Annotated in this window: 22 protein-coding genes; 14 read left to right on the forward strand and 8 right to left on the reverse strand. The window is 60.8% G+C overall.

From position 1 onward, the window contains the following. Window positions 1–11 precede the first annotated feature (11 nt). On the reverse strand, window positions 12–857 hold the full coding sequence (locus AC07VG_RS11250; RefSeq protein WP_495021090.1) for an amino acid ABC transporter permease: 846 nt from the start codon (window positions 855–857) through the stop codon (window positions 12–14). Continuing rightward, entirely contained in the window at window positions 854–1,675 is an 822-nt protein-coding gene (locus AC07VG_RS11255) for a transporter substrate-binding domain-containing protein (protein ID WP_495001614.1), read from the reverse strand. Before AC07VG_RS11255 ends, AC07VG_RS11250 begins: the two co-directional genes overlap by 4 nt. Window positions 1,676–1,788: 113 nt before the next feature. Between AC07VG_RS11255 and AC07VG_RS11260 the strand changes: the two genes are divergently transcribed. Then, window positions 1,789–1,896 (forward strand): hypothetical protein, encoded by a 108-nt coding sequence (locus AC07VG_RS11260; protein WP_495001784.1) that lies wholly within the window; start codon window positions 1,789–1,791, stop codon window positions 1,894–1,896. Window positions 1,897–2,022: 126 nt separating this feature from the next. On the opposite strand, the gene AC07VG_RS11265 is transcribed toward AC07VG_RS11260, so the two are convergent. From AC07VG_RS11265 to AC07VG_RS11275, 3 genes are read right to left on the reverse strand one after another with little or no spacing between them, the layout of a single operon-like run. Then, on the reverse strand, window positions 2,023–2,373 hold the full coding sequence (locus tag AC07VG_RS11265) for a RidA family protein (protein WP_495001615.1): 351 nt from the start codon (window positions 2,371–2,373) through the stop codon (window positions 2,023–2,025). A gap of 28 nt (window positions 2,374–2,401) precedes the next feature. Next, window positions 2,402–3,646 (reverse strand): NAD(P)/FAD-dependent oxidoreductase, encoded by a 1,245-nt coding sequence (locus tag AC07VG_RS11270; protein ID WP_495001616.1) that lies wholly within the window; start codon window positions 3,644–3,646, stop codon window positions 2,402–2,404. A 4-nt stretch (window positions 3,647–3,650) separates the two neighbouring features. After that, window positions 3,651–5,069, reverse strand: a complete 1,419-nt coding sequence (locus AC07VG_RS11275; protein WP_495001617.1) for an aminotransferase-like domain-containing protein — start codon at window positions 5,067–5,069, stop codon at window positions 3,651–3,653. Between the two features lie 443 nt (window positions 5,070–5,512). On the opposite strand from AC07VG_RS11275, the gene AC07VG_RS11280 reads away from it, so the two are divergent. From AC07VG_RS11280 to AC07VG_RS11295, 4 genes are read left to right on the forward strand one after another with little or no spacing between them, the layout of a single operon-like run. Continuing rightward, window positions 5,513–6,478 (forward strand): ABC transporter substrate-binding protein, encoded by a 966-nt coding sequence (locus tag AC07VG_RS11280; RefSeq protein WP_495021091.1) that lies wholly within the window; start codon window positions 5,513–5,515, stop codon window positions 6,476–6,478. A gap of 48 nt (window positions 6,479–6,526) precedes the next feature. Beyond that, window positions 6,527–7,303, forward strand: a complete 777-nt coding sequence (locus AC07VG_RS11285) for an amino acid ABC transporter ATP-binding protein (RefSeq protein ID WP_495001619.1) — start codon at window positions 6,527–6,529, stop codon at window positions 7,301–7,303. A gap of 3 nt (window positions 7,304–7,306) precedes the next feature. Then, complete coding sequence (locus tag AC07VG_RS11290; protein WP_495001620.1) at window positions 7,307–7,987, forward strand: amino acid ABC transporter permease; 681 nt, start codon at window positions 7,307–7,309, stop codon at window positions 7,985–7,987. 1 nt (window position 7,988) lies between these two features. After that, window positions 7,989–8,636, forward strand: coding sequence for an amino acid ABC transporter permease (locus AC07VG_RS11295; protein WP_495001621.1), 648 nt, complete (start codon window positions 7,989–7,991; stop codon window positions 8,634–8,636). A gap of 60 nt (window positions 8,637–8,696) precedes the next feature. Here the strand turns inward: AC07VG_RS11295 and AC07VG_RS11300 are convergent, their stop codons facing one another. Further along, on the reverse strand, window positions 8,697–9,611 hold the full coding sequence (locus tag AC07VG_RS11300; RefSeq protein ID WP_495001622.1) for a LysR family transcriptional regulator: 915 nt from the start codon (window positions 9,609–9,611) through the stop codon (window positions 8,697–8,699). 109 nt (window positions 9,612–9,720) lie between these two features. Between AC07VG_RS11300 and AC07VG_RS11305 the strand changes: the two genes are divergently transcribed. The 4 genes from AC07VG_RS11305 to AC07VG_RS11320 all read left to right on the forward strand — a co-directional run bounded on the left by AC07VG_RS11305 (window position 9,721) and on the right by AC07VG_RS11320 (window position 13,423). Next, complete coding sequence (locus AC07VG_RS11305; RefSeq protein ID WP_495001623.1) at window positions 9,721–10,533, forward strand: phytanoyl-CoA dioxygenase family protein; 813 nt, start codon at window positions 9,721–9,723, stop codon at window positions 10,531–10,533. Between the two features lie 87 nt (window positions 10,534–10,620). Further along, the gene (locus tag AC07VG_RS11310; protein WP_495001624.1) at window positions 10,621–11,589 is read left to right on the forward strand and encodes an ABC transporter substrate-binding protein; all 969 of its coding nucleotides are present in this window, start codon (window positions 10,621–10,623) and stop codon (window positions 11,587–11,589) included. A gap of 155 nt (window positions 11,590–11,744) precedes the next feature. Next, the gene (locus AC07VG_RS11315) at window positions 11,745–12,596 is read left to right on the forward strand and encodes an ABC transporter permease (RefSeq protein WP_495001625.1); all 852 of its coding nucleotides are present in this window, start codon (window positions 11,745–11,747) and stop codon (window positions 12,594–12,596) included. Further along, window positions 12,593–13,423: a quaternary amine ABC transporter ATP-binding protein gene (locus tag AC07VG_RS11320; RefSeq protein ID WP_495001626.1), complete on the forward strand. Its 831-nt coding sequence runs from the start codon at window positions 12,593–12,595 to the stop codon at window positions 13,421–13,423. The genes AC07VG_RS11315 and AC07VG_RS11320 overlap by 4 nt, the downstream gene beginning before the upstream one ends. A gap of 42 nt (window positions 13,424–13,465) precedes the next feature. Here AC07VG_RS11320 and AC07VG_RS11325 read toward each other — a convergent pair whose 3' ends face one another. Both AC07VG_RS11325 and AC07VG_RS11330 read right to left on the reverse strand, forming a co-directional pair. Next, a complete protein-coding gene (locus tag AC07VG_RS11325; protein WP_495021092.1) occupies window positions 13,466–14,179 on the reverse strand; it encodes a cupin domain-containing protein in 714 nt (237 codons plus the stop codon). A gap of 68 nt (window positions 14,180–14,247) precedes the next feature. Then, window positions 14,248–15,105 carry a GNAT family N-acetyltransferase gene (locus tag AC07VG_RS11330; protein ID WP_495021093.1) on the reverse strand — a complete coding sequence of 286 codons (858 nt, stop codon included), beginning with the start codon at window positions 15,103–15,105 and terminating at the stop codon, window positions 14,248–14,250. Between the two features lie 620 nt (window positions 15,106–15,725). Between AC07VG_RS11330 and AC07VG_RS11335 the strand changes: the two genes are divergently transcribed. The 5 genes from AC07VG_RS11335 (at window position 15,726) to AC07VG_RS11355 (ending at window position 21,330) form a co-directional block, all read left to right on the forward strand. Next, the gene (locus AC07VG_RS11335; RefSeq protein ID WP_495001629.1) at window positions 15,726–16,394 is read left to right on the forward strand and encodes a haloacid dehalogenase type II; all 669 of its coding nucleotides are present in this window, start codon (window positions 15,726–15,728) and stop codon (window positions 16,392–16,394) included. 53 nt (window positions 16,395–16,447) lie between these two features. Further along, window positions 16,448–17,722, forward strand: a complete 1,275-nt coding sequence (locus AC07VG_RS11340) for an NAD(P)/FAD-dependent oxidoreductase (RefSeq protein WP_495021094.1) — start codon at window positions 16,448–16,450, stop codon at window positions 17,720–17,722. A 92-nt stretch (window positions 17,723–17,814) separates the two neighbouring features. Further along, on the forward strand, window positions 17,815–19,452 hold the full coding sequence (locus AC07VG_RS11345; RefSeq protein ID WP_495001631.1) for an ABC transporter substrate-binding protein: 1,638 nt from the start codon (window positions 17,815–17,817) through the stop codon (window positions 19,450–19,452). Between the two features lie 49 nt (window positions 19,453–19,501). Next, window positions 19,502–20,458 (forward strand): ABC transporter permease, encoded by a 957-nt coding sequence (locus AC07VG_RS11350; RefSeq protein ID WP_495001632.1) that lies wholly within the window; start codon window positions 19,502–19,504, stop codon window positions 20,456–20,458. Then, complete coding sequence (locus tag AC07VG_RS11355) at window positions 20,455–21,330, forward strand: ABC transporter permease (protein ID WP_495001633.1); 876 nt, start codon at window positions 20,455–20,457, stop codon at window positions 21,328–21,330. The genes AC07VG_RS11350 and AC07VG_RS11355 overlap by 4 nt, the downstream gene beginning before the upstream one ends.

Genomic DNA, 21,330 nt, shown 5'->3' on the forward strand with positions numbered 1-21,330 from the left:
AAGGGGCGGGCTCAGCGCTGGTTCTTGAACCCTTTGCCGTAATACCGCTCAAGGCGTACCTGTATCAGCTCCAGGCCGATGGAGAGCAGCCAATAGATGACGGCGGCGGTGGTGAGCATTTCGATATAGCGATAGGAAGAGCGGCCATACGACTGCGCCAGGAACATCACTTCCCAGACACCCATGACCGAAATCAGTGAGGAGTCCTTGAGCATGGAAATGAACTGGCTGGTGGTCGGCGGAATGATTGTGCGCATCGCTTGCGGTAGGACGACGTGCACAAAGGTCGCAGTGGGGCGCAAGCCCAGGGCGGCTGCGGCCTCTCGCTGACCGGGTGCCACGGCCATGATGCCCGCGCGAAAGATCTCGCTGAGGTAGGCGCCGTAGTTCAGCGAGAGGGCAATGATGCCCGCGCTGATTGCCCCGGGCACCAGACCCAGTTGTGGCAGGCCCAGGTAGATCAGCAGTATCTGGATCAGCAGGGGTGTCCCGCGGAAAAACGAGGCGTAGAAACTGGCCACACCGAAGGCTACCGCGCTGGATGACAAGCGTGCCAACGCCGTCACGAAGCCCAGCAGTAGCGATAGCCAGATCGAACAGAAGCACAGGAACAACGTCAGTGCGGCCCCCTGCAGAAAGCCGTTCGGTCCCAGGCGCAGGCCGACCAGGTTCGGCCATTTATCCAGAATGATCGAGAACTTCAGATCGAAACTCATGAAAAACAGCACGCACAACCCAAGCATGATCGCCCAGGTCAGATACAGCCGGGCCCGGAAACTCAATAGAGGGTGCCAGCGACGCGGCTTGCTGTCGGTTGCCGAAGTCACGGCTGTCGGGTTTGGCTCAAAGGCTGTCATTGGCTGATATCGGCGCCGATCCACTTCTGCGAGATCTTGCTGAGTGTCCCGTCGGCTTTAAGCTGGGCAACAATCTGCGTGACCTTGGCATTCCATTGCGCATCGCCTTTTTCCACGGCCACGACGTTGGGCTCCGCATACAAGGTGTCGCCGGCAATTTTAAAGCGAGGGTCCTGGGCAATCCGTTCGCGGGCAGTGATGAGGTTGGTGACCATGGCGTCAAGGCGCACGCCGGTCCCCAGTGCAAGGTCCTGGAAGGCCACTGTTTCATTGTCGTAGGGCGCCACCTGGACCTGATCGAATGGATACTTCAGGGGTTTGTCCTCGGCCCCCTCGATCACCAGATCCTTGTTCAAATAGGCCTCGTAGGTGGAGGCGCTGATGACGCCGACTTTCTTGCCTGAGAGGTCCTTGCCTGAGGCGATGCCATTGTTCTTGGCGTTCACCACAATGACCGCTGGCGACTGGTAATACTCCACCGGGAAATCAAACACTTCGGCGCGGGCCTTGCTCGGGGTCATCGAGCAGACGCAGATGTCATAGCGTCCGCTCCAGTGGCCTGCCGCGATCACATCCCAGGAGGGTGTTTCCAGATGCAGCTTCACCCCAAGGCGCTGTGCCACGGCCTTGGCGACATCGACGTCAAAACCATCCAGTTGGTTTTGATCGTTCAGGAAGGAGAAGGGCGGGTAGCTTTCCATCAACACACCGACGAGTTCGCCTTTTTTTGTCACTCGATCGAGGGTGGAACCGGCGAGTGCTACGGAGCAGGTCGCAAGCAGAGCGAGACCCAGTGGTAGAAGGACTGTTTTTTTCAAAGGCGAGTACTCCGGCAGTTATTTAAAAAGACGTTTATAGATTTAAACGTACTATTAAATAAATTAAAACTGCACAAATGGAATAACAGGCTTGTGTCGGGCTATATCGTGAAATCGAATGGTGGCTGCGTCACGTTTCGGTCAGAAGTGTGAGGCCGGACAAGTTGAATCAGCTGCGCCATGCCCGTTACCTGAAAGACCTTGAAGGGCTGAAGGTGTGAATGGACGGGCATCGCAAACTCCTCGCGCCGCAGTTCATCGCCGTGCTCATGCAATAGCCAGCAGATTAGGGACGAGGCGAACTGGGGGTCAATCCTATCGGGTTATGCGCCGGGATCGCAGATTGATCAGGCCCGGGCGGCGCAGACGATAATTTCCACCAACAGCCGCGGATCCGCCAGTTTCGCCTCGCCACAGGCGCGCGCTGGGGCGTGGCCTGCCGGTACCCAGGCATCCCACACGGCGTTCATCGCTTCGAAGTCGGCCATGTCGGCCAGCCAAATGGTTGTCTGCAGTAGCTGTTCCCTGCTCGAGCCGGCTTCCTCCAGCAGGGCATCTACCCGCGCCAGCGCCACGCGGGTCTGCTCGGCGACAGTGTGCAGGGGGTCGCCGACTTGTCCGGCCAGGTACAGGGTGTTGCCGTGGATAACGATCTGGCTCATGCGTGGGTTGGTGTGTTTGCGTTCGATTGTTCGCATCAATTGATCTCCTGTGAAAGGGTGTGGCTCAGAAACGTTGCACGGAAAAACTGTCCAGCCATTGGGGCGTCTTGCCGGCGATGCAGTCGGCGACCAATTGACCGGTCGCACCGGCCAGGGTCAGACCCAGGTGCTGATGGCCGAAGGCGTAAATCAGCCGGGGTTCGTTCGGTGATGGGCCAATGACCGGTAACGAATCGGGCAAGGACGGCCGGAAGCCGAGCCATTTGCGCGCGACCGGTTGGCTCAGGCCCAGGACTTGGCGCACGTGGCGTTCCAGATAGTCAAAACGCCTTGGGTTGGCCGGGTCTTCGATCGAGCCGAGCTCCACCGTGCCCGCTACCCTCAGCCGTCCGGCCATTGGGGTCATATAGAACGCACTTTCCACCGGGCAGCAGGGACGGTTGAGCAAGGTGTCTTGCAGGTCAAATTCGATGTGATAACCGCGCTCGGTATCCAGCGGAATGTGATCGCCGACCTGGCGTGCCAGCGCCGCGGACCAGGCGCCGCCACACAGCACCACCCGGTCGGCGCGATAAGACTGGCCTTCGGCGCTGAGCAGATGCAGGCCATCGCTGTGCCTTTGCAGGCCAGTAATCGTTGCCTGGTGCAACGCTCCTTCCGCCACCAGCGGTGCCGCCAGCGCTTCGATGAAGGCGCGCGGGTCATCCATATGGGACGACTCGGGAAACAGAATGCCGGCCACCGATTTACCCGCCAGCGCCGGTTCCAGTTGTTCGACCTCTGTGGCGTTCAGTACCTGCTGTGCGATACCCAGGGAGCGACGTAACTCGATGGCGGCCTGAGCGCCGGCAAAACCTTGCGCGGTGCCGTAGGCATAGAGGCAGCCGTTGTGACGCAGGTGCTGATCGGCCTCGGGGCAGTCAGCCAGCAACGGCGCATAACCACTGTAGGTGTGTTGCAGTATTTTGCTCAGGGCCAGGGTGTTGGCTTCACAGCGCGAGGCCCGACATTCATTGAGAAACCGCAACAGCCAGGGCATCAACCGGGGCAGGCGGGCCCAGTTGATGACGAAGGGTGAGTCCGGCGAAAACAGCAGCGACGGAATGGCCTTCAGCAACGCTGGCTGGGCAATGGGCATCACGCCGTAGGGCGCAAGGGTGCCGGCATTGCCGTAAGACGCCCCGCAGGCAACCGCGTCGCGTTCCAGCAACAATACCTGGTAACCCTGGCGGCGTAGCCAGAGTGCGGTCGCAACCCCGACAACCCCCGCACCGATAACGGCAATTTCGCAACGAACTGGCTGTGTCATATCCTCAGATCCGGTTGTGCATGTAGAGATGACCCTGGCGCGCCAGTTGGCTGATAACCCCCAGGGCTTTGACCAGATGCTCGCGCGACAGGGCGGCGGAGATATTGATGCGCACGGCTTGCGGCGACAGTTCCGGACGCAGGGTGAAGGCCCCGCCGGCCAGCAGCACCACGCCGCGGTCCTGGCACAGGCGGGCGAAACGCGAGCCGGTCCAGGGTTCCGGCAGCACCAGCCAGGCATGGGTACCGGTGGCGCTGTGCTGGAATTCCAGGCCTTCAAGATGAGTGGCCAGCAGTGCTTGGCGGATCCGCAATTCTTCGCGTTGTTCCGAGACCAGGTGTTCGGCGTGGCCATCCTCGATCAACTGAGTCGCGATCAGTGCCGTCAGTGGCGAGGTGCTCCAGCAATCGATGCGTTGCATGGCGGCAATGTCTTGCACCAGCGGTTGGGGTGCCATGACAAACCCCATGCGTAACCCGGGGGCGATGCATTTGGACAGGGCTGAAATATAAATCGTCCGCTCCGGCATCAGTGAGGCGAATGAGGGCGGCGATTGATCCAGCAGAGGCCGATAGACATCGTCCTCGATCACCAGCAGGTTGGTTTCGCGAATCACTGCGGCCAGTGCCTCGCGGCGCTCGGCATCAAGGGTAATGGCGGTCGGGTTATGGATCGACGGCACCAGAAACAGCAGCCGTGGTTGATGTTCGGCGCAGGCCAGGCGCAAGGCTTCGGGTGACATGCCGCGGGCGTCGGCGTCGACCCCGACCAGAATCAGGCCCAAGGAACGGCACAGGGCGTTGATGCCTTGATAGGTCACGCTGTCAGCCAGCACGGTGTCACCGCTGTTGGTCAGGCTGCGCAAGGTATTGGCGATGCCATGTTGGGCCCCCTCGACGATCAGCATCTGCCCGGCTTCGGCGTGTACGCCGGTGTGGCGCAACCACTGCGCCGCGGCTTCACGGGCCCAGAGCGGGCCTTCGGACGGGTGATAGTCCTTCATGTCGGTAAAGCGCGGGTCGCTGGAGAGACGCGGCAGTAACTGCGCCAGCACCCGGTTGAAACCATCGGTGGCCGGCCGGTTGACGCTGAGGTCCACGGTGCCCGGGTCGTTGCTCGGTGCCGACTGGAACTGCGCGGCCGGATGCCGTGGCAGGGCAACTTGTGTGCCGCGCCCCGGTCGGCTTTCGACCAGGCCTTTCTGCTGCAGCACGGCCATGGCCTTGGTCACCGTGGTGATGTTCACCCCCAGTGCGCTGGCGAACTCGCGATGCGGCGGCAGGCGCTCGCCCGGCTTGAGCTTGCCGTTGCCGATCGCTTCAGCCAGTGAGTCGGCCAGTTGGGCGTAAAGGGTTTCCGCTTTGTCACGCTGCAAGGCAGCGCTTGCCTTGAGTTCGTCCAGCAGTTGTTCGAATTGACTCATGGTGCTTTATCCCTGCTTGTCATGCTTGCTGCAAGACAATAAGCAAATTTGTATTGCTTTTTATCTGATACAAGTCCTGTTGACAAGCGAAAAAACCGTGATTAGTGTGTGAGTTGTAATGCTTGTCATGCATCACAATAAAAAAGATGGCTGTCATCCCAGCTCTGCGGGGTATGCACATGGCAATCGACACGTTCTAACCGGACTCGTCCCGGCAGCCACCGGCTGTTCAGCTCGTTCGTGGGCGGCACAGAGTATGCCGGAGGCCGGGGCGCGGCGCGACTGAGTCGCGAAATGTGGCGGTTGGCACGGCTGCCCTATGCTGTGGTGAGAGTGATCGCGGGTGTTTTGGGTGATGAGACCCAGGATGATCGAGCCATGGACGGCGCCTGAGTTGTACGGCTTGTAATGGTCCAGAACAATCATTAACCAATAGGTGATCTATGTCCGACTTCAAATTCGACACCCAGGGGCTCTCTCGGCGTGGGCTGCTCAAAGCCACTGGCTATGGTTCGCTGGCGGCGTTGGTGGGCACTGCGATGGGCCCGATGTCCTTCGCCTTCGCCGCCGGCAAACCGATCAAGACCGTGCGCCCTGGCTACCTGACGGCGGCCTGCCTCGGTGATATGCCCTTGGGCGCGTTGCGCGAAGGTGTTCCGGTCGGCACCGACCTGGAGTTGCTGAAGATCATTGCCGATCGCCTGGAACTCAAGCTCGACGTACTGACCATGGGCTTCCCGGCGGTGGTCGAAGCCGTCAGGTCGGGACGTGCCGACTGGTTCGGCGGCAACTTCGCCTGGAACCCGATGCGCTCGAAGATCCTGCTATTGACCGACCCGGTGTTCTACACCGGTGCCTACGTGATCATGCGTGACAGCGAGCCGTTCGAGACGTCCATCACGGTGAACGATGTCAAAGGTCGCACCATCGGTGCCATTACTGGCTATTTCACCATCCCGGACATGAAGAAAATCGACGGTGTGAAAGAGGTCAAGCTCTACGACAACACCGACTCCTGCCTGCGTGACGTGCGGGCCGGGCGCCTGGATTTTGCCGTGCTGGATGCTCCGACCATCGACTATATGATCCTTCAGGACCCCAGCCTCAAGCTCAAACAGATCCCCATGTCCTACGATGAAAAATTCCCCAGCCTGACCGCCAAGTTCGAGGCGATCTGGGGCGTTCATCCGCAGAACCAGGATTTGTTCGATGGCGTGAACCAGGGCCTGCGCTGGCTCAAGAGTACCGATCAGATCCAGCCGATCCTCGCCAAGTACGGGATCAAGAACCCGGACTACCTCGCGCCTCCGGCCAAGGATCCGCGCATCGGTGTGGATCGGGACGAAAAGGGCAACCTCATCGGGCCGTTCGAACACCCGCCGCGGGATTTCAGCCAGTCCTTCGCCTGAATCGACGTCGCGATCACGCTTGGCCTCATCCACTCACGGACATTGCACATGGCTGAATCAACCCCACTGGTGCGGATCGAGGGACTCTACAAGTCCTTCGGTAGCCTGGACGTTCTCAAAGGTATCGACCTCGATGTACAGCAGGGTCAGAAGATCTCGCTGATCGGACCCAGCGGGTCGGGCAAGACCACCTTGCTGCGCTGCGTCAACTACCTCGAAGAGCCGACCAAAGGTGATATTTACATCGATAACGAACTGATCGGCCAGCGGCTGGTGGGCACACGGAAAGTGCCCATGAGTGATAAGGAGCTGGCGCGGATGCGCACCGAGATCGGTATGGTGTTCCAGCGCTTCAACCTGTTTCCGCACCTCTCGGTACTGGAAAACATCATCCTCGGCCCGCTCAAGGTGCAACAGCGCAGTCGCGCGGAAGCGGTGGAACTGGCCGAAGACCTGCTGAACAAGGTGGGCATGTTCGCCAAGCGTGACGTCTACCCGGAACAGCTCTCGGGTGGGCAACAGCAGCGCATCGCTATCGCCCGGGCGCTGGCGATGCGCCCCAAGCTGATGCTGTTCGACGAGGCGACTTCGGCGCTGGACCCGGAACTGGTGGGTGAAGTGCTGACCGTCATGCGCAAGCTGGCGGAGGAGGGCATGACGATGATTATCGTGACTCACGAAATGCATTTCGCCGAAAGTGTCTCCGATCAGGTGATCTTCATGGCCGACGGTAACATTGTCGAGCAGGGGCCGCCCCGACAGATCTTTCGTGAGAGCCAGGTCGAACGCACCCGTTCCTTTATCCGTGCCGTGCAGGAGCACTGATCGATGTTCGATTCGACTGCACTGCACAAAGCCATCGAGATGCTGCCGTACTTTTTGAATGTGCTGGGCATCGGCGCGCTGACCACTGTTGGCTTGACTACCGCTGCGTTCGTCGTGGCGACGTTGCTGGGGTTTTGCCTGGCGTTGATGCGGCTCTCGCGCAGCCGTGTGTTGAGTTTGATTGCGAGCGTGTATCTGGAGGTGTTTCGCAACATACCGATCCTGACCCAGCTGTTCATCCTCTACTTCGGGCTGACGTATATCGGCATCACGCTGCCGGCGATCGGTGCGGCAATCATCGGCTTTGGTCTGAACGGTGCGGCGATCCTGTCGGAAGTGTTCCGTTCAAGCATCCGCACGATCGACCGCGGGCAAAGCGAGGCGGCGTTTTCCATCGGTATGACCCGCTCCCTGGCGATGCGCATCATCGTGTTGCCCCAGGCGTTCAAGGTGGCCATTCCGGGGATGGCCAACTTCGCCATCGGCCTGCTCAAGGACACGTCCCTGGCATCGGCGGCGGCGGTGCCGGAGCTGACGTTCAAGGCACGGATGCTGGTCAGTGAAACCTACCAGACCAATCAGATCTACTTTCTGCTGGCGATCATCTACCTGGTGTTGAGCCTGGTGCTTTCCCACTGGGCGGCGCGGACCGAACGGCGACTCAAAGTCGTGAAGGAGAATTGATATGGGTTATGGCGAGTTGTGGGAAGCAACCCATGTCGAGTTATTGGCTGCGGCCTGGGCCACGCTGCAGTTGGCGTTCGGCGCGCTGGTCATTGGTTTGATCGTCGGGCTGCTGGTGGCGCTGGCGCGACTCTCGGGCAATCGGCCATTGCGCCGTGCGGCGCTGATCTACATCGAGGTGTTTCGCGGCACCCCGGCGCTGGTGCAACTGTTCATCGTCTACTTCAGCCTGACCGAAGTCGGCGTTCAATTCAGCTCTTTCCAGGCGGCCATGATCGGCCTGGGGCTGAATGCGGCGGCTTATCTGTCGGAGATTTACCGTTCGGGTCTGGAGGCGGTGCCCAAGGGGCAGGTGGAAGCGGCGAAGGCGATTGGTATGCCTCATCTCAAGGTGTTGCGCTGGGTCGTGTTGCCCCAGGCCATTCGTATCGTGCTGGCGCCCATCGGCAACGTGGCGATCTCGTTGTTGAAGGACACGTCCGTGGCATCGCTGATCGCGGCGCCGGATTTGATGCTGCGGGCTCAGGACTTGAGTAGCGTGTACTTCATGCCGCTGGAGATCTACATCCTCGTGGGGGCGATTTATTTTGCGCTGTGTTATCCGCTCTCGCTGGGGGTGCGCTTACTGGAGCGCAAGACCCGGCATTGAACCCATGGCTCGTCCGGGTTTTACCCGCACGAGCAGCGCTGGATGCGCCCCGCGCAATCGTCAATTTGACGCAAACGGTAGTCGTTCCGCGAACCAGGCCAGCGCTTGCATCTTGAACGCCTCGGCAGGTGGCGTTAAAGGGTAGCGCTGATCATAGGCCAGGACGATGCGCTGGGCCGGTAGCTCTTCGCGTATGGGGCGACAGACCAGGGGCTGACCATCGTAGCTACGGTCGCCATAGGGGCGGGTATAGGTCAGCGCCACACCGAACCCGTTGGCCACCAGGCTGCGTTGAAATTCGAAGCTGTGGGTCCGTTGTACGCTTGCGGGGGCGAGACCGTGGAAGCTGAATAGATCCAGCACGTGCTGCCAGCTATGGATCTGATCCGTCACCACCAGGTTGCATTCGCTCAGTGCCGCCAGACTGACACGAGGCTCGTTCGCCAGCGGGTGATCGGCCGGCAGCAGGGCATGGGCGGTCAACTGGCACAGCTCCACGCATTCCATGTTGGCCGGCAACCCGAGGTCGTACGTCAGCGCCAACTCCAGGGCGCCTTCGGCAAGGCGCTTGCCCAGATATTCGAAGCCGCCTTCGCGCATATCGACGGTGACCCGGGGATAGTCGCGCTGGAGGTGTCTCAGGATCTGCGGCAGGCAGTACGGAGCCAGGTCCGCGTAACAACCCAGCACCAGTTCCCCGGCAAAGTCACTGCTATCGCTCCCGATATCCGAAAAGCTCCGCGCTTCGGCCAGGACGCGTTTTGCCTGGGTCATCACCGTGCGCCCAAACGGGGTAAGGGACACGCCGAGACCGCGCTGGCGAACAAACAGGGGCTGGCCGAAAAGGACCTCCAGTTCGGTAATGGCCGTGGAGATCGAGGGCTGGGAAACGTGCAACTCTTCGGCAGCCTGAGTGAGATTGTTGTGCTTGGCCGCGGCGAGCGCGTAACGGAGTTGCCGTAGGGTGAACTTCATAAGTTTTTCTTTGGTGATACATCAATACTTATTATTTTATCATTGTTGTGTGTCGTGAAATATTTGTCCAGCGCCCACATTTATTTCCTCCTTCAAGGAGTTTCAGGTCATGGCACACAGCGCATTCACCCTTGGCGAAACAGATATCGAGGCGTTCCAGCGCGATGGAGCGATTTGTCTACGCGGTATTTTCACTGATTGGATCGAGACGATTGCCGCCGGTATTGAGCGCAACCTGACGGAGCCAGGCGTTTATGCCAGCCGCTACGTGGAGAAGGATGACAAGCCGGGCGGTTTTTTTGATGACTATTGCAACTGGCAGCGGATTCCAGAGTTTCGTGCAACGGTGGAACAGTCACCTGCCGCCGCCGTTGCCGCGGCCGTCATGCGTTCGCGTTCGGCGCAGTTCTTCCATGATCATGTGCTGGTCAAGGAACCGGGGGCGCAGAAAGCCACGCCCTGGCATCAAGACATCCCCTATTACTTTGTCGAAGGACAGCAGAGCGTCAGTTTCTGGATCCCCGTGGACCCGGTACGCGAGTCGACACTGCGTCTGCTTGCCGGCTCACACCGTTGGGAGAAAGGGATAAAACCCGTCCACTGGGCCGATCAAAGCGATTTTTACCGGGATGCGGACGGATACCGCGATGCGCCCGATCCAGATAAGGAAGAGGGCCTGCAGGTCCTCGAGTGGGAGATGCAGCCCGGCGATGCGGTGTTGTTCGATTTTCGCACCGTGCATGGCGCCAGGGGCAATGCCTCGGCGCAGCGCCGACGGGTGCTGTCGCTGCGCTGGTTGGGCGACGATATACGTTACTTCGAGCGTCCAGGACGGACCTCTCCACCGTATCCAGGGCATGCGATGCAGACCGGTCAGAGACTGCGCGAAGATTGGTTCCCGACGATACATCAAGGAGTTTGAGCTTCACCTTGATGACAGCCGTTCGCCACTGAGGTGGCGAACACTTGCACTGCCATAACCTTGTTCACTGTGTTGGAGCGTGCGCTTGTGAAAATCAAAAAAAACCTTACCGCCACACTGATTTCCCTCGGCCTGTTGGCCGGTAGTGCTGCGAGCCAGGCCGCCAGTTGGTGCGAGTCGGGTAAACCGGTGAAATTCGCCGGGCTCAATTGGGAGAGCGGCATGTTGCTCACCGAGGTGCTGCAGATCGTGCTCAAGGACGGTTATGGCTGTGCAATCGACACCTTGCCGGGTAACTCCATCACCATGGAAAACGCCCTGAGCAGCAACGATATTCAAGTCCTGGCCGAAGAATGGGTCGGTCGCAGCGACGTCTGGAACAAAGCGGCGAAAAGCGGCAAGGTCCTGGGTGTCGGCGCCCCGATCGTTGGCGCCACCGAAGGTTGGTACGTGCCGCGTTATGTGGTCGAAGGCGATGCCAAGCGCAACCTCAAGTCCAAGGCCCCCGAGCTGAAGAACATCGCCGATCTGAGCCGCTACGCCGGACTGTTCAAGGATCCGGAGGAGCCGAGCAAGGGCCGTTTCTATAACTGCCCGGCCGGCTGGACCTGCGAGCTGGAAAATAGCGAGATGCTGAAAAGTTACGGGCTCGAAGCGAGCTACACGAATTTCCGTCCGGGTACCGGCCCGGCACTGGATGCCGCCGTACTGTCGAGCTACAAGCGTGGCGAGCCGATCCTCTTCTACTACTGGTCGCCGACGCCGTTGATGGGGCAAGTCGATCTGGTCAAGCTGGAAGAGAAGCCGGGTATCGACAAAAAGATCAGTATCCAGGTGGGGCTTTCCAAGGCTTTCCATGAGCAGGCGCCAGAACTGGTCGCGGTGCTGGAGAAGGTCAATCTGCCGATCGACCTGCTGAACCAGAACCTGGCCCGGATGACCAAGGAGCATATCGACTCTCCCAAACTGGCGAGGATCTTCTTCAAGGAGCACCCTGAGGTCTGGCAGGCCTGGGTCAGCGCTGACGCTGCGAAGAAAATCAACGCGGCTCTGTAGGTCGACGACCTCCCGGCTATCCGAGAGGCTGGCCGGGAAGTTCGCTGGCGCCGGCGTAAACGGCCTGCGCGACGATCATGCAGCGTTAAAAACTGGCTGATCGCCGCTCGGCTCGTTTTCGCTCGGACCCTACAACCACTTGATCGAGGGTTCCAATGTTTCCCGAGCGTTTCACATTTTCCATCGCCGACTGGGTCAACAGTTGGGTCGATGCACTGGTGACCCATTACGGTGATGTGTTCCGCCAGATCTCCGACACCCTGCTATGGGCCATCGTCAATCTGGAAGGCCTGCTGCGTCTGGCGCCCTGGTGGCTGATGCTGGCTATTGTCGGCGGTATCGCCTGGCACGCCACTCGCAAGTGGGTGACCACCCTGGTGATCGTCGGCCTGTTGTTCCTGGTCGGCGCGGTCGGCCTGTGGGACAAGCTGATGCAGACCCTGGCGCTGATGCTGGTGGCGACCCTGATCTCGGTGCTGATCGGGATTCCGCTGGGCATTCTTTCGGCGCGCAGCAATCGCCTGCGTTCGGTGCTGATGCCGCTGCTGGACATCATGCAGACCATGCCCAGCTTCGTGTACCTGATTCCGGTGCTGATGCTGTTCGGCCTGGGCAAGGTCCCGGCGATCTTCGCCACGGTGATCTACGCGGCGCCGCCGTTGATCCGTCTGACCGACCTGGGCATTCGCCAGGTCGACGGCGAGGTGATGGAAGCGATCAACGCCTTTGGCGCCAACCGCTGGCAGCAACTGTTCGGCGTGCAACTGCCGCTGGCCCTGCCGAGCATCATGGCCGGGATCAACCAGACCACCATGATGGCGCTGTCGATGGTGGTGGTTGCCTCGATGATCGGTGCCCGTGGCTTGGGCGAAGACGTGCTGGTTGGGATTCAAACCCTCAACGTCGGACGCGGCCTGGAAGCCGGCCTGGCGATCGTGATTCTCGCGGTGGTGATCGACCGCATCACCCAGGCCTATGGTCGGTCACGGCATGAGGTGAGCAAATGAGCATGACACCGATGAACAAGATCGAAGTCAAGAACGTCTTCAAGATCTATGGTGCCCGCACTGAAGATGCACTGAACCTGATTCGCCAGGGCAAGACCAAGGATCAGGTCCTGGCCGAAACCAGCTGCGTGATCGGGGTCAACGACCTGTCACTGAGCGTTGGTACCGGCGAGATCTTCGTGATCATGGGGCTGTCGGGGTCCGGCAAGTCGACCCTGGTGCGGCATTTCAACCGCCTGATCGACCCGACCAGCGGCGCGATCCTGGTGGATGGCGTGGACATCCTCCAGTACGACATGGAGGCGTTGCGCGAGTTTCGTCGGCACAAGATCAGCATGGTGTTCCAGAGCTTTGGCCTGTTGCCCCACAAGAGCGTGCAGGAAAACGTCGCCTACGCTCTCAAGGTCCGTGGCGAAAGCAAGGAAGTCTGCGCCGAGCGCGCCTTGCACTGGATCAATACCGTGGGCCTGAAGGGTTACGAGGACAAGTACCCACACCAGCTGTCGGGCGGTATGCGCCAGCGTGTGGGGTTGGCCCGGGCCTTGGCGGCGGACACCGACATCATCCTGATGGATGAAGCCTTCAGCGCCCTTGATCCGCTGATCCGCGCCGAGATGCAGGATCAGTTGCTGGAGCTGCAGAAGACGCTGCACAAGACCATCGTGTTTATCACCCATGACCTGGATGAAGCGGTACGGATCGGCAATCGCATCGCGATTCTCAAGGATGGCAAGTTGATCCAGGTCGGCACGCCGAAGGAGATTTTGCATGCGCCGGCGGATGAGTATGTGGATCGGTTTGTCCAGCGGCGCGTGGTCACTTTGTAAGGGGCTGGCCAGGCGCAGCGGAATCGGCGTTGCGCCACGGGTTTATTTCACCGCGTAGAACTTGCGCACGTAGCCGGTGCTTTTCCAGGCGCATGACGCGCCTTGTGGTACGAGCACCGTGTCACCGGTGTTGACCGTCAGGCGTGTACCTTCGGGTCCCAGCAGGATGACGCTGCCTTCAATCAGGTGCATCAGCTCATTGAGTTTGTGCGCTCGACCCTGGCGTTCGTAAGGTGTCGAGTCCCAGACGCCGACGCGCAGGTCGCTGCTGGCGTCTTCGAAGGCATTAGCTGACCGACACTGCGGGGTGGGCCCGATCAGTATGTGCGGTTCCGGGGCGGCCGAGGGGGAGAGCAGCGCTTGCGGGTCCAGCGCTGTCAGTCCTGGTGTCGGTTCGGCCGTGGGGTCGATGACGGCACAGAATGCCCAGCGAGTATCGGGCTGTGCCAGGAGCCGGAGTGTTGTACCGCGTCCGATCACGGCGCTCGCGCCGATACCCAGTTTCAGCGTCTGGCCTTGGGATTGCAGCACGACGTTGCCGGCGTGGACCACGATCATTTCAGTGTGCGGGAACACATCGATATCGAGTGCCTGGCCAGTGCTCACAATCCCCGCGCAGATACCGTCGGTCCCGGTATAGGCAACCTGACGATGTTCCCCGAATGGATCGGCGGCGCTCAAGCGGGTCGCATTGAAAGACGTGGTGACACGGCTGCCGTCGGCGCGAGCCAAGAGCAGAACAGTAGCTTGAGACATGTGGGTGACGCTCCCTGGGAATGGGCCTTTGAGGGGATTGGATGGCACTTCTTCTTCGTGCGCGGTGCTCAACCAATGGCTTGGGTGACCAGTGCGAACTGTCGGAAGCCATCGGCTGCTTGCGGCGGTGTGCCCCGCGCCATTTGTGCCACGGTGTCGACCTGCTTGAGACCGGCCGATACCAGCCACTCGCTCAAGCCACTGTCCGCTGGAATGTCGATGCGTACGAATGCGTCCGGCACTTGGGCCAGTAACGCGGCGATCAGGTGTTTGGCTTGTTCGGGATTTTCTGCGACTACCGGGCCGATGCAACGACCACGACCAAATGGGCGTAGCAGGGCGAAAGCGTGCAACTGGCCGTCGCGCTCGATACCCACTGAATGCTCGACCACATCCTGTAGGTCCATGAGTACGGTTTTGCGCTCCAGCCCGCTGGCTGCGTTGGCCAGAGCCAGTTGACGAGTCCGGTCGGCCTCGTGCAGCGGGCGACACACTTCACCATCGGCCAACGGCTCGGGGGCGGGCGCATGGGCTTGACCTTGATGCTGCTGAATCCGGCCGAACTCGATAAAGCCCTGACTTGTGTAAAGCGGCGCGCCGGCCAAGGTGGCGTTCAGCATCGGGGTGCGTGACTGACAGGCGTTGAGCATCCGCTCCATCAACTGACGACCGATACCCTGGCCCTGGTAGTCGTCGCTGACGATCACCAGGCCGATGGTGGCGAACTCGCCTTGCGGACAGGCGAATGCCGTGCCGATCAGACGCTCGCCATCCAGGACCACGAAGCCGTCGCTGACGCGTTGCAACATGGCCCAGTCATCCAGGCGATGGGGCCACTTCAGTTGCACGGACAAGGCATGGGCCGAGGGCAGATCGGCAGCCGTCATCGGCCGATAGACATAAGCAGTTGGTTGCGGGGCGGACATGGCGAGTCTCCGTTAAGCCGTGTGCACGAGCGCCCGGAATCACGGCGCGAGGGTGCCTGTATCCCATCTGCGTGAAGGCCTGACAAGGGGGGCTGGAACATTCGGCAGATTGCGAACGCCCAAGGCTCACAGACCACACTTACTACTTAATTGCCGCGCAAGGTCGGCAGCAAATGCTTGCGCTTTTTTTCTACGATGCAGGCCTGGGTTTACAACTCGCCGTCCATTTTGTGGAGTGCTCCGTGGATTGCCGGCTAATCGGCTCGCCTCAAAAACGCTCAAATGCACCCTTGAACGGGCGCTTCCCCAGGGAGGCGCCCGTTTTCGTTCGGCTCGGCGCAGGTTCTGCGGTGGTTCAGTGCGCATTGAAGCTTCATAGGGCTATAAAGGTCCATAAGCGCGCATAAATACGGGGTTTGCCCAAGGCTGGAGCGGCCCGCAAAGTCTGCTGAGGGGAGGCGCTAAAACGGTGGTTTGTATCGAGCAGAGGTCACTTTTAACGCCATCTGCTGATTTCACGGTGTTGTAATGACGGTGTGCTGCAGCGTTGCACCACGGCTCCTGAAACGGAGCGAATGCTTGTCACGCCATGACCTCAACGAACTTCAGGACCGCACTCAATGAGCTTTCTTCGTCCCAAATTCATTACGTTCGACTGCTACGGTACGCTGACCAATTTCCACATGGGAACGATGACTCGCGAGCTGTTCGCCGATCGTGTCGTGCCCGAGCAGATGGATCAGTTCGTCAAGGACTTCTCCGCCTATCGTCTGGACCAGGTCATGGGTGACTGGATGCCGTATGACGAAATCCTCAAGACCGCCCTGGCGCGGACCTGCAAGCGTTGGGGCATCGAATACCGGGACGAAGGTCAGCTGTATTACGACGCGGTGCCGACCTGGGGTCCGCACCCGGATGTACCGGCCGGCCTGTCGAAAATCGCCGATAAAATCCCCCTGGTGATTTTCTCCAACGCCAGCGACAGCCAGATCATGTCCAACGTCGACAAGCTCGGCGCACCGTTTCATAAAGTCTTTACCGCCGAACAGGCACAGGCCTACAAGCCGCGTCTGGCGGCGTTCGAGTACATGCTCGACCACCTCAACTGCGGCCCGGAGGACATCTTGCATGTGTCGTCGAGCTTCCGCTACGACCTGATGCCGGCCCACGACATGAAGATCAGGAACAAGGCCTTCGTCGCCCGTGGCCACGAAGTGCCGGCCAATGCCTTCTACGGCTACCAGCAGATCAGCGACATCGGTGGGCTGGCCGCGCTGGTCGGTCTCTGAGTCGTAACGGCATTCTTTTTGGCACAGGCGGTTTTGGCATAGGCGGATCAGACATGGGCAGTGAATCCTACTGGCTCGACACCGCACCGGCGTTTACCGGTGCACAGCTCGGCGCGTTGCCCGGGCAGGTCGACGTGGCCATTATCGGTGGCGGTTTCACCGGCCTGGCGGCGGCTCGGGCGCTGGCCTTGCAGGGCGCCAGTGTGGTGGTGCTGGAAGCCGCTCGGGTGATCGGTGAAGCCTCGGGTCGCAACGGTGGTCAGTGCAATACCGGCGTGGCCCAGGATTACGCGAGCCTGAGCGCCAGTCTCGGGGCCGACCGGGCGCGGGCCTATTACAAAGCCTACGAGAGTGCCGTGCAAAGCGTGGTTGCGCTGGTGGAGCAGGAGCAGATTGCCTGCGACCTCAAGCGTAACGGCAAGCTCAAGTTGGCCGCCAAGCCGATGCATTACGAGGGCCTGGCACGGACCTGTGAGCTGATTCGTCGGGAAGTCGATGCCGATGTCGAGCTGCTGTCTGCCGAGCAGATTCGCGCTGAAGTCGACTCGGCCCAGTTCCACGGTGGCTTGCTGCAGCGCAACGGCGTGCAGATGCATGTCGGGCGCTTTGGTGTCGGTCTGGCCGAGGCCGCCGTACGCCATGGTGCGTTGGTCTATCAGGACACGCCGGTGACGGATTGGAACGCCCGGGCCGGCGGCTATCAGGTCAACACCGCCAAGGGCTCGCTGCACGCCGGGCAAGTGCTGCTGGCGACTGGCGCCTGTCAGCACGGCGGGTTGGGCTGGTATCGGCGGCGGATCGTGCCGGTGGGCAGTTTCGTGATCGCCACCGAGGTCCTGCCCCAGGCCCTGATCGAGCAGTTGCTGCCCGGTCGGCGAGCGTATGTGACCAGTCGCATGATCGGTAACTACTTCCGCCTGACCCCGGACAACCGCCTGCTGTTTGGCGGCCGTGCGCGGTTTGCGATGTCCGACAGTGTCTCCGATGCCAAGAGCGGCAAGGTGTTGCGAGCCGCGATGGTGCAGATGTTCCCGTCGTTGGCCAACGTCAAGATCGACTACTGCTGGGGCGGGTTGGTCGATATGACGTCCGACCGGCTGCCGCGTGCCGGCCAGCATGGCGGGGTTTATCACTCCATGGGCTACAGCGGCCATGGGGTGCAGATGTCGGTGCACATGGGCCAGGTCATGGCCGAGGTGATGGCCGGCAAGGTCGAGGCCAATCCCTGGCGCGAACTCGACTGGCCGGCGATTCCCGGGCATTTCGGCAAACCCTGGTTCCTGCCGCTGGTAGGTGCTTATTACCGGCTCCAGGACTATTTGCATTGAGTTGAAGTTGTGGCGTCACCGTCGTTTGCGTTTCAAGACGCTCCGGACAACCGCGAGCATGAGCCTTCTCATTATCGACAGGTACAGCTTAAATGACTGACAAAAAGATCGACTCCAACCTCATCTCCGGCCAGGAAAGCCTGAGGGTATTCGAAGGCCTCAATCGCGGCATGTCGCGCCGCAGTGCCTTGCAGATGCTCGGTGTGGCCGGGGTGGCCGCCGTCGGCACCGGCAGCCTGTTCAGCGCCGCCGGCAAGCTGTTTGCCGATGACGCCGCGAGCCCCGGCAAAGGTAAGCCGGGCGGTCGGATTCGCGTCGCCGGTATGTCCAGTTCCACCGCCGATACCCTGGACCCGGCCAAGGGGGCGCTGTCCACCGACTACGCGCGCCACTATATGTTCTACAACGGCCTGACCCGTTTCGACAGCCATCTGGTGCCGCAACTGGAGCTGGCAGAACGCATCGACAACGTCGATGCCACGCTGTGGACCATCACCCTGCGCAAGGACGTGACCTTCCATAACGGCAAAACCCTGAGTGCCGCCGACGTGGTGTTCTCGCTGTCGCGGCACAAGGATCCGTTGACCGGCTCCAAGGTCATGCCGCTGATGGAACAGTTCGCCGAGATCAAGGCCACCGGGGCCAATGAAGTACAGATCCGTCTGAGCGCGCCCAACGCCGAGCTGCCGTCGATCCTGGCGGTGTCGCACCTGCTGATCGTTCCGGAGGGCACCACCGACTTCAATCAAGGCATTGGTACCGGGCCGTTCAAGGTCAAGGAGTTCAAACCGGGCGTACGTTCGGTGGCGGCGCGCAATACCGGCTACTGGAAACCGGGCCTGCCTTACCTGGACGAGATCGAGTTCATCGCCATTGCCGACGAGCCGTCGCGGGTCAACGCGCTGCTGTCGGGTGACGTGCACATGATCAACGAGGTCAACCCGCGATCCACCACGCGAATCAAGGCCAGCGCCACCCACCGTGTCGTGGATGCGCCGTCGGGCAACTACACTGACTTGATCATCCGCCAGGACCAGATGCCCGGCAAAAGCGCGGAATTCACCCAGGCGATGAAGTACCTGATGGACCGCGAGCAGATCAAATCCGCCGTGTTCCGTGGCTTTGCAGTGGTCGGTAACGACCATCCGATTGCCCCCGGTTCGCGCTACTACAACGCTGACCTGCCGCAGACCGTCTACGACCCGGAAAAAGCCAAGTTTCTGTTGAAGAAGGCCGGCATGGACAGCATCAGCATGCCGCTGGTGGCCTCGCCGGCGGCGACCGGTTCGGTGGACATCGCCGTACTGTTGCAGCAATCGGCGAAACAGGCCGGACTCAAGCTCGACGTCAACCGTCTGCCGAGTGATGGCTACTGGTCCAACCACTGGATGAAACACCCGTTGAGCTTCGGCAACATCAACCCGCGGCCGAACGCTGACGTGATGTTTTCGCAGTTCTTCCAGTCGAGCGCGCCGTGGAACGAATCCGCCTGGAAGAACGAGCAGTTCGACCAGTTGCTGATGCTCGCCCGCGCTGAAACCGACGATGCCAAGCGCAGCAAGATGTACGCCGACATGCAGACCCTGGCGCACGACCACTGCGGTATCGGCATTCCGGTGTTCATCAGCAACATCGATGCCGTCGACCAGCGTGTCAAAGGCTATGGCAGTAACCCGTTGGGCGGTTTCATGGGCTACATGTTCGCCGAGCAGGTTTGGCTGGACGCTTGATGGGCTGCCCCGGGGTTTTGCCCGCGTTGCATTGCAGGAGGAGAGGGCGATGAATAGCAACACACTGTGGCTGATCGGCCGGCGTCTGGGCGCCGCGATCGTGACCTTGTTGATCGTCTCCATGGTGGTGTTCGCCATCACGGCGGTACTGCCGGGAGACGCGGCGCAACAGGCGCTGGGGCAGTTTGCCACGCCGGAACAGGTGGCGGCCTTGCGCCTGAAACTGGGGCTGGATCAGCCGGGTGTGTTGCGTTACCTGCACTGGTTGATAAGCCTGCTCAGCGGCGACATGGGGCAGTCCGTTTCCAACGCCATGCCGGTCAGCGACTTGATGGCCGGGCGGGTTCCCAACACCTTGATGCTGGCGGCCGCCACGGCGCTGGTGTCCGTGCCGGTGGCCCTGGTTCTGGGCATCGGTTCGGCCATGGGCCGGGGCGGCCGCATCGACAGCGCCCTCAGCTTTGTCACCCTGGCGATGGTGGCCGTGCCGGAGTTTCTGGTGGCGACCCTGGCGGTGCTGATTTTCGCGGTGAACCTGGGCTGGCTGTCGGCACTGTCCTATGCCAGTGACATCACCTCACCCCTGCAATTCCTGCGCACTTACGCCTTGCCGGTGATGACGCTGTGCTGCGTGATCGTCGCGCAAATGGCACGCATGACCCGAGCCGCGGTGATCGATCAACTGGATAGTCCTTATGTGGAAATGGCCCGGCTCAAAGGCGTGAGTCCGATGCGCATTGTGCTGTGGCATGCCTTGCCCAATGCCATCGGGCCGATTGCCAATGCCATCGCCCTGAGCCTGTCCTATCTGTTGGGCGGGGTGGTGATTGTCGAGACGATTTTCAACTACCCCGGCATCGCCAGCCTGATGGTCGATGCCGTGACCAACCGTGACATGGCGCTGGTCCAGGCCTGCACCATGCTGTTTTGTACGGCGTACCTGGGGTTGGTGCTGATTGCCGATCTGTGCGCGATTCTGTCCAATCCGAGGCTGAGAAACCAATGAACAATTTCATTGTTAAATCGACGCCGGGTACCCCCGACCTGTCGGCTGGCAAGGTGTCTCATGGTCCGGCCTGGCTGGGTTTGATTGGCGCCGCGATGTGCGTTATCTGGTTGCTGGTGGCGATTTTCGGCCCGTGGCTGGCGCCGCACCCGGTGGGTGAAGTGGTCTCCGATAATGTCTTTGACAGCATCAGCGCTGTTTACCCGTTCGGCACCGACTACCTGGGCCGCGACATGCTCAGCCGTGTTCTGGTCGGCGCGCGTTTCACTGTCGGCCTGGCGTTGATTGCCGCGGTATTGGCCAGTGGCCTGGGCACCGGTTGCGCGTTGCTGTCGGTGGTGTCGCCCAAGTGGCTGGACGAAGTGATCAGTCGCTTGATGGACGCCTTTATCTCGATCCCGAGCAAGATGCTGGCGCTGATCATGGTGTCGGCGTTCGGCTCCTCGGTCACGTTGCTGATCTGCACCGCGGTGCTGAGTTTCTGTCCCGGCGCCTTCCGCATCGCCCGCAGCATGGCGGTGAACATTGAAGCGTTGGAGTACGTGCAGGTCGCCCGTACCCGTGGCGAGCGTCGACTGTACATCGCTTGCGTGGAAATCCTGCCGAACATGCTCAACCCGGTGCTGACCGACCTGGGGCTGCGTTTCGGTTACATCGTGTTGTTGCTCAGTGGCATGAGCTTCCTGGGGCTGGGTGTGCAACCGCCGGATGCAGACCTCGGATCCCTGGTGCGGGAAAACATCGGCGGCCTCAACCAGGGCGCGCCGGCCATCGTGATTCCGGCCCTGGCCATCGGCACCCTGACCATTGGCGTGAATCTGTTTATCGACAGACTGTCGTCCCGACGTAGTCGCCGTACGGGAGGTCATTGA

It is taken from the genome of Pseudomonas sp. GW821-FHT03C07, assembly GCF_059420925.1.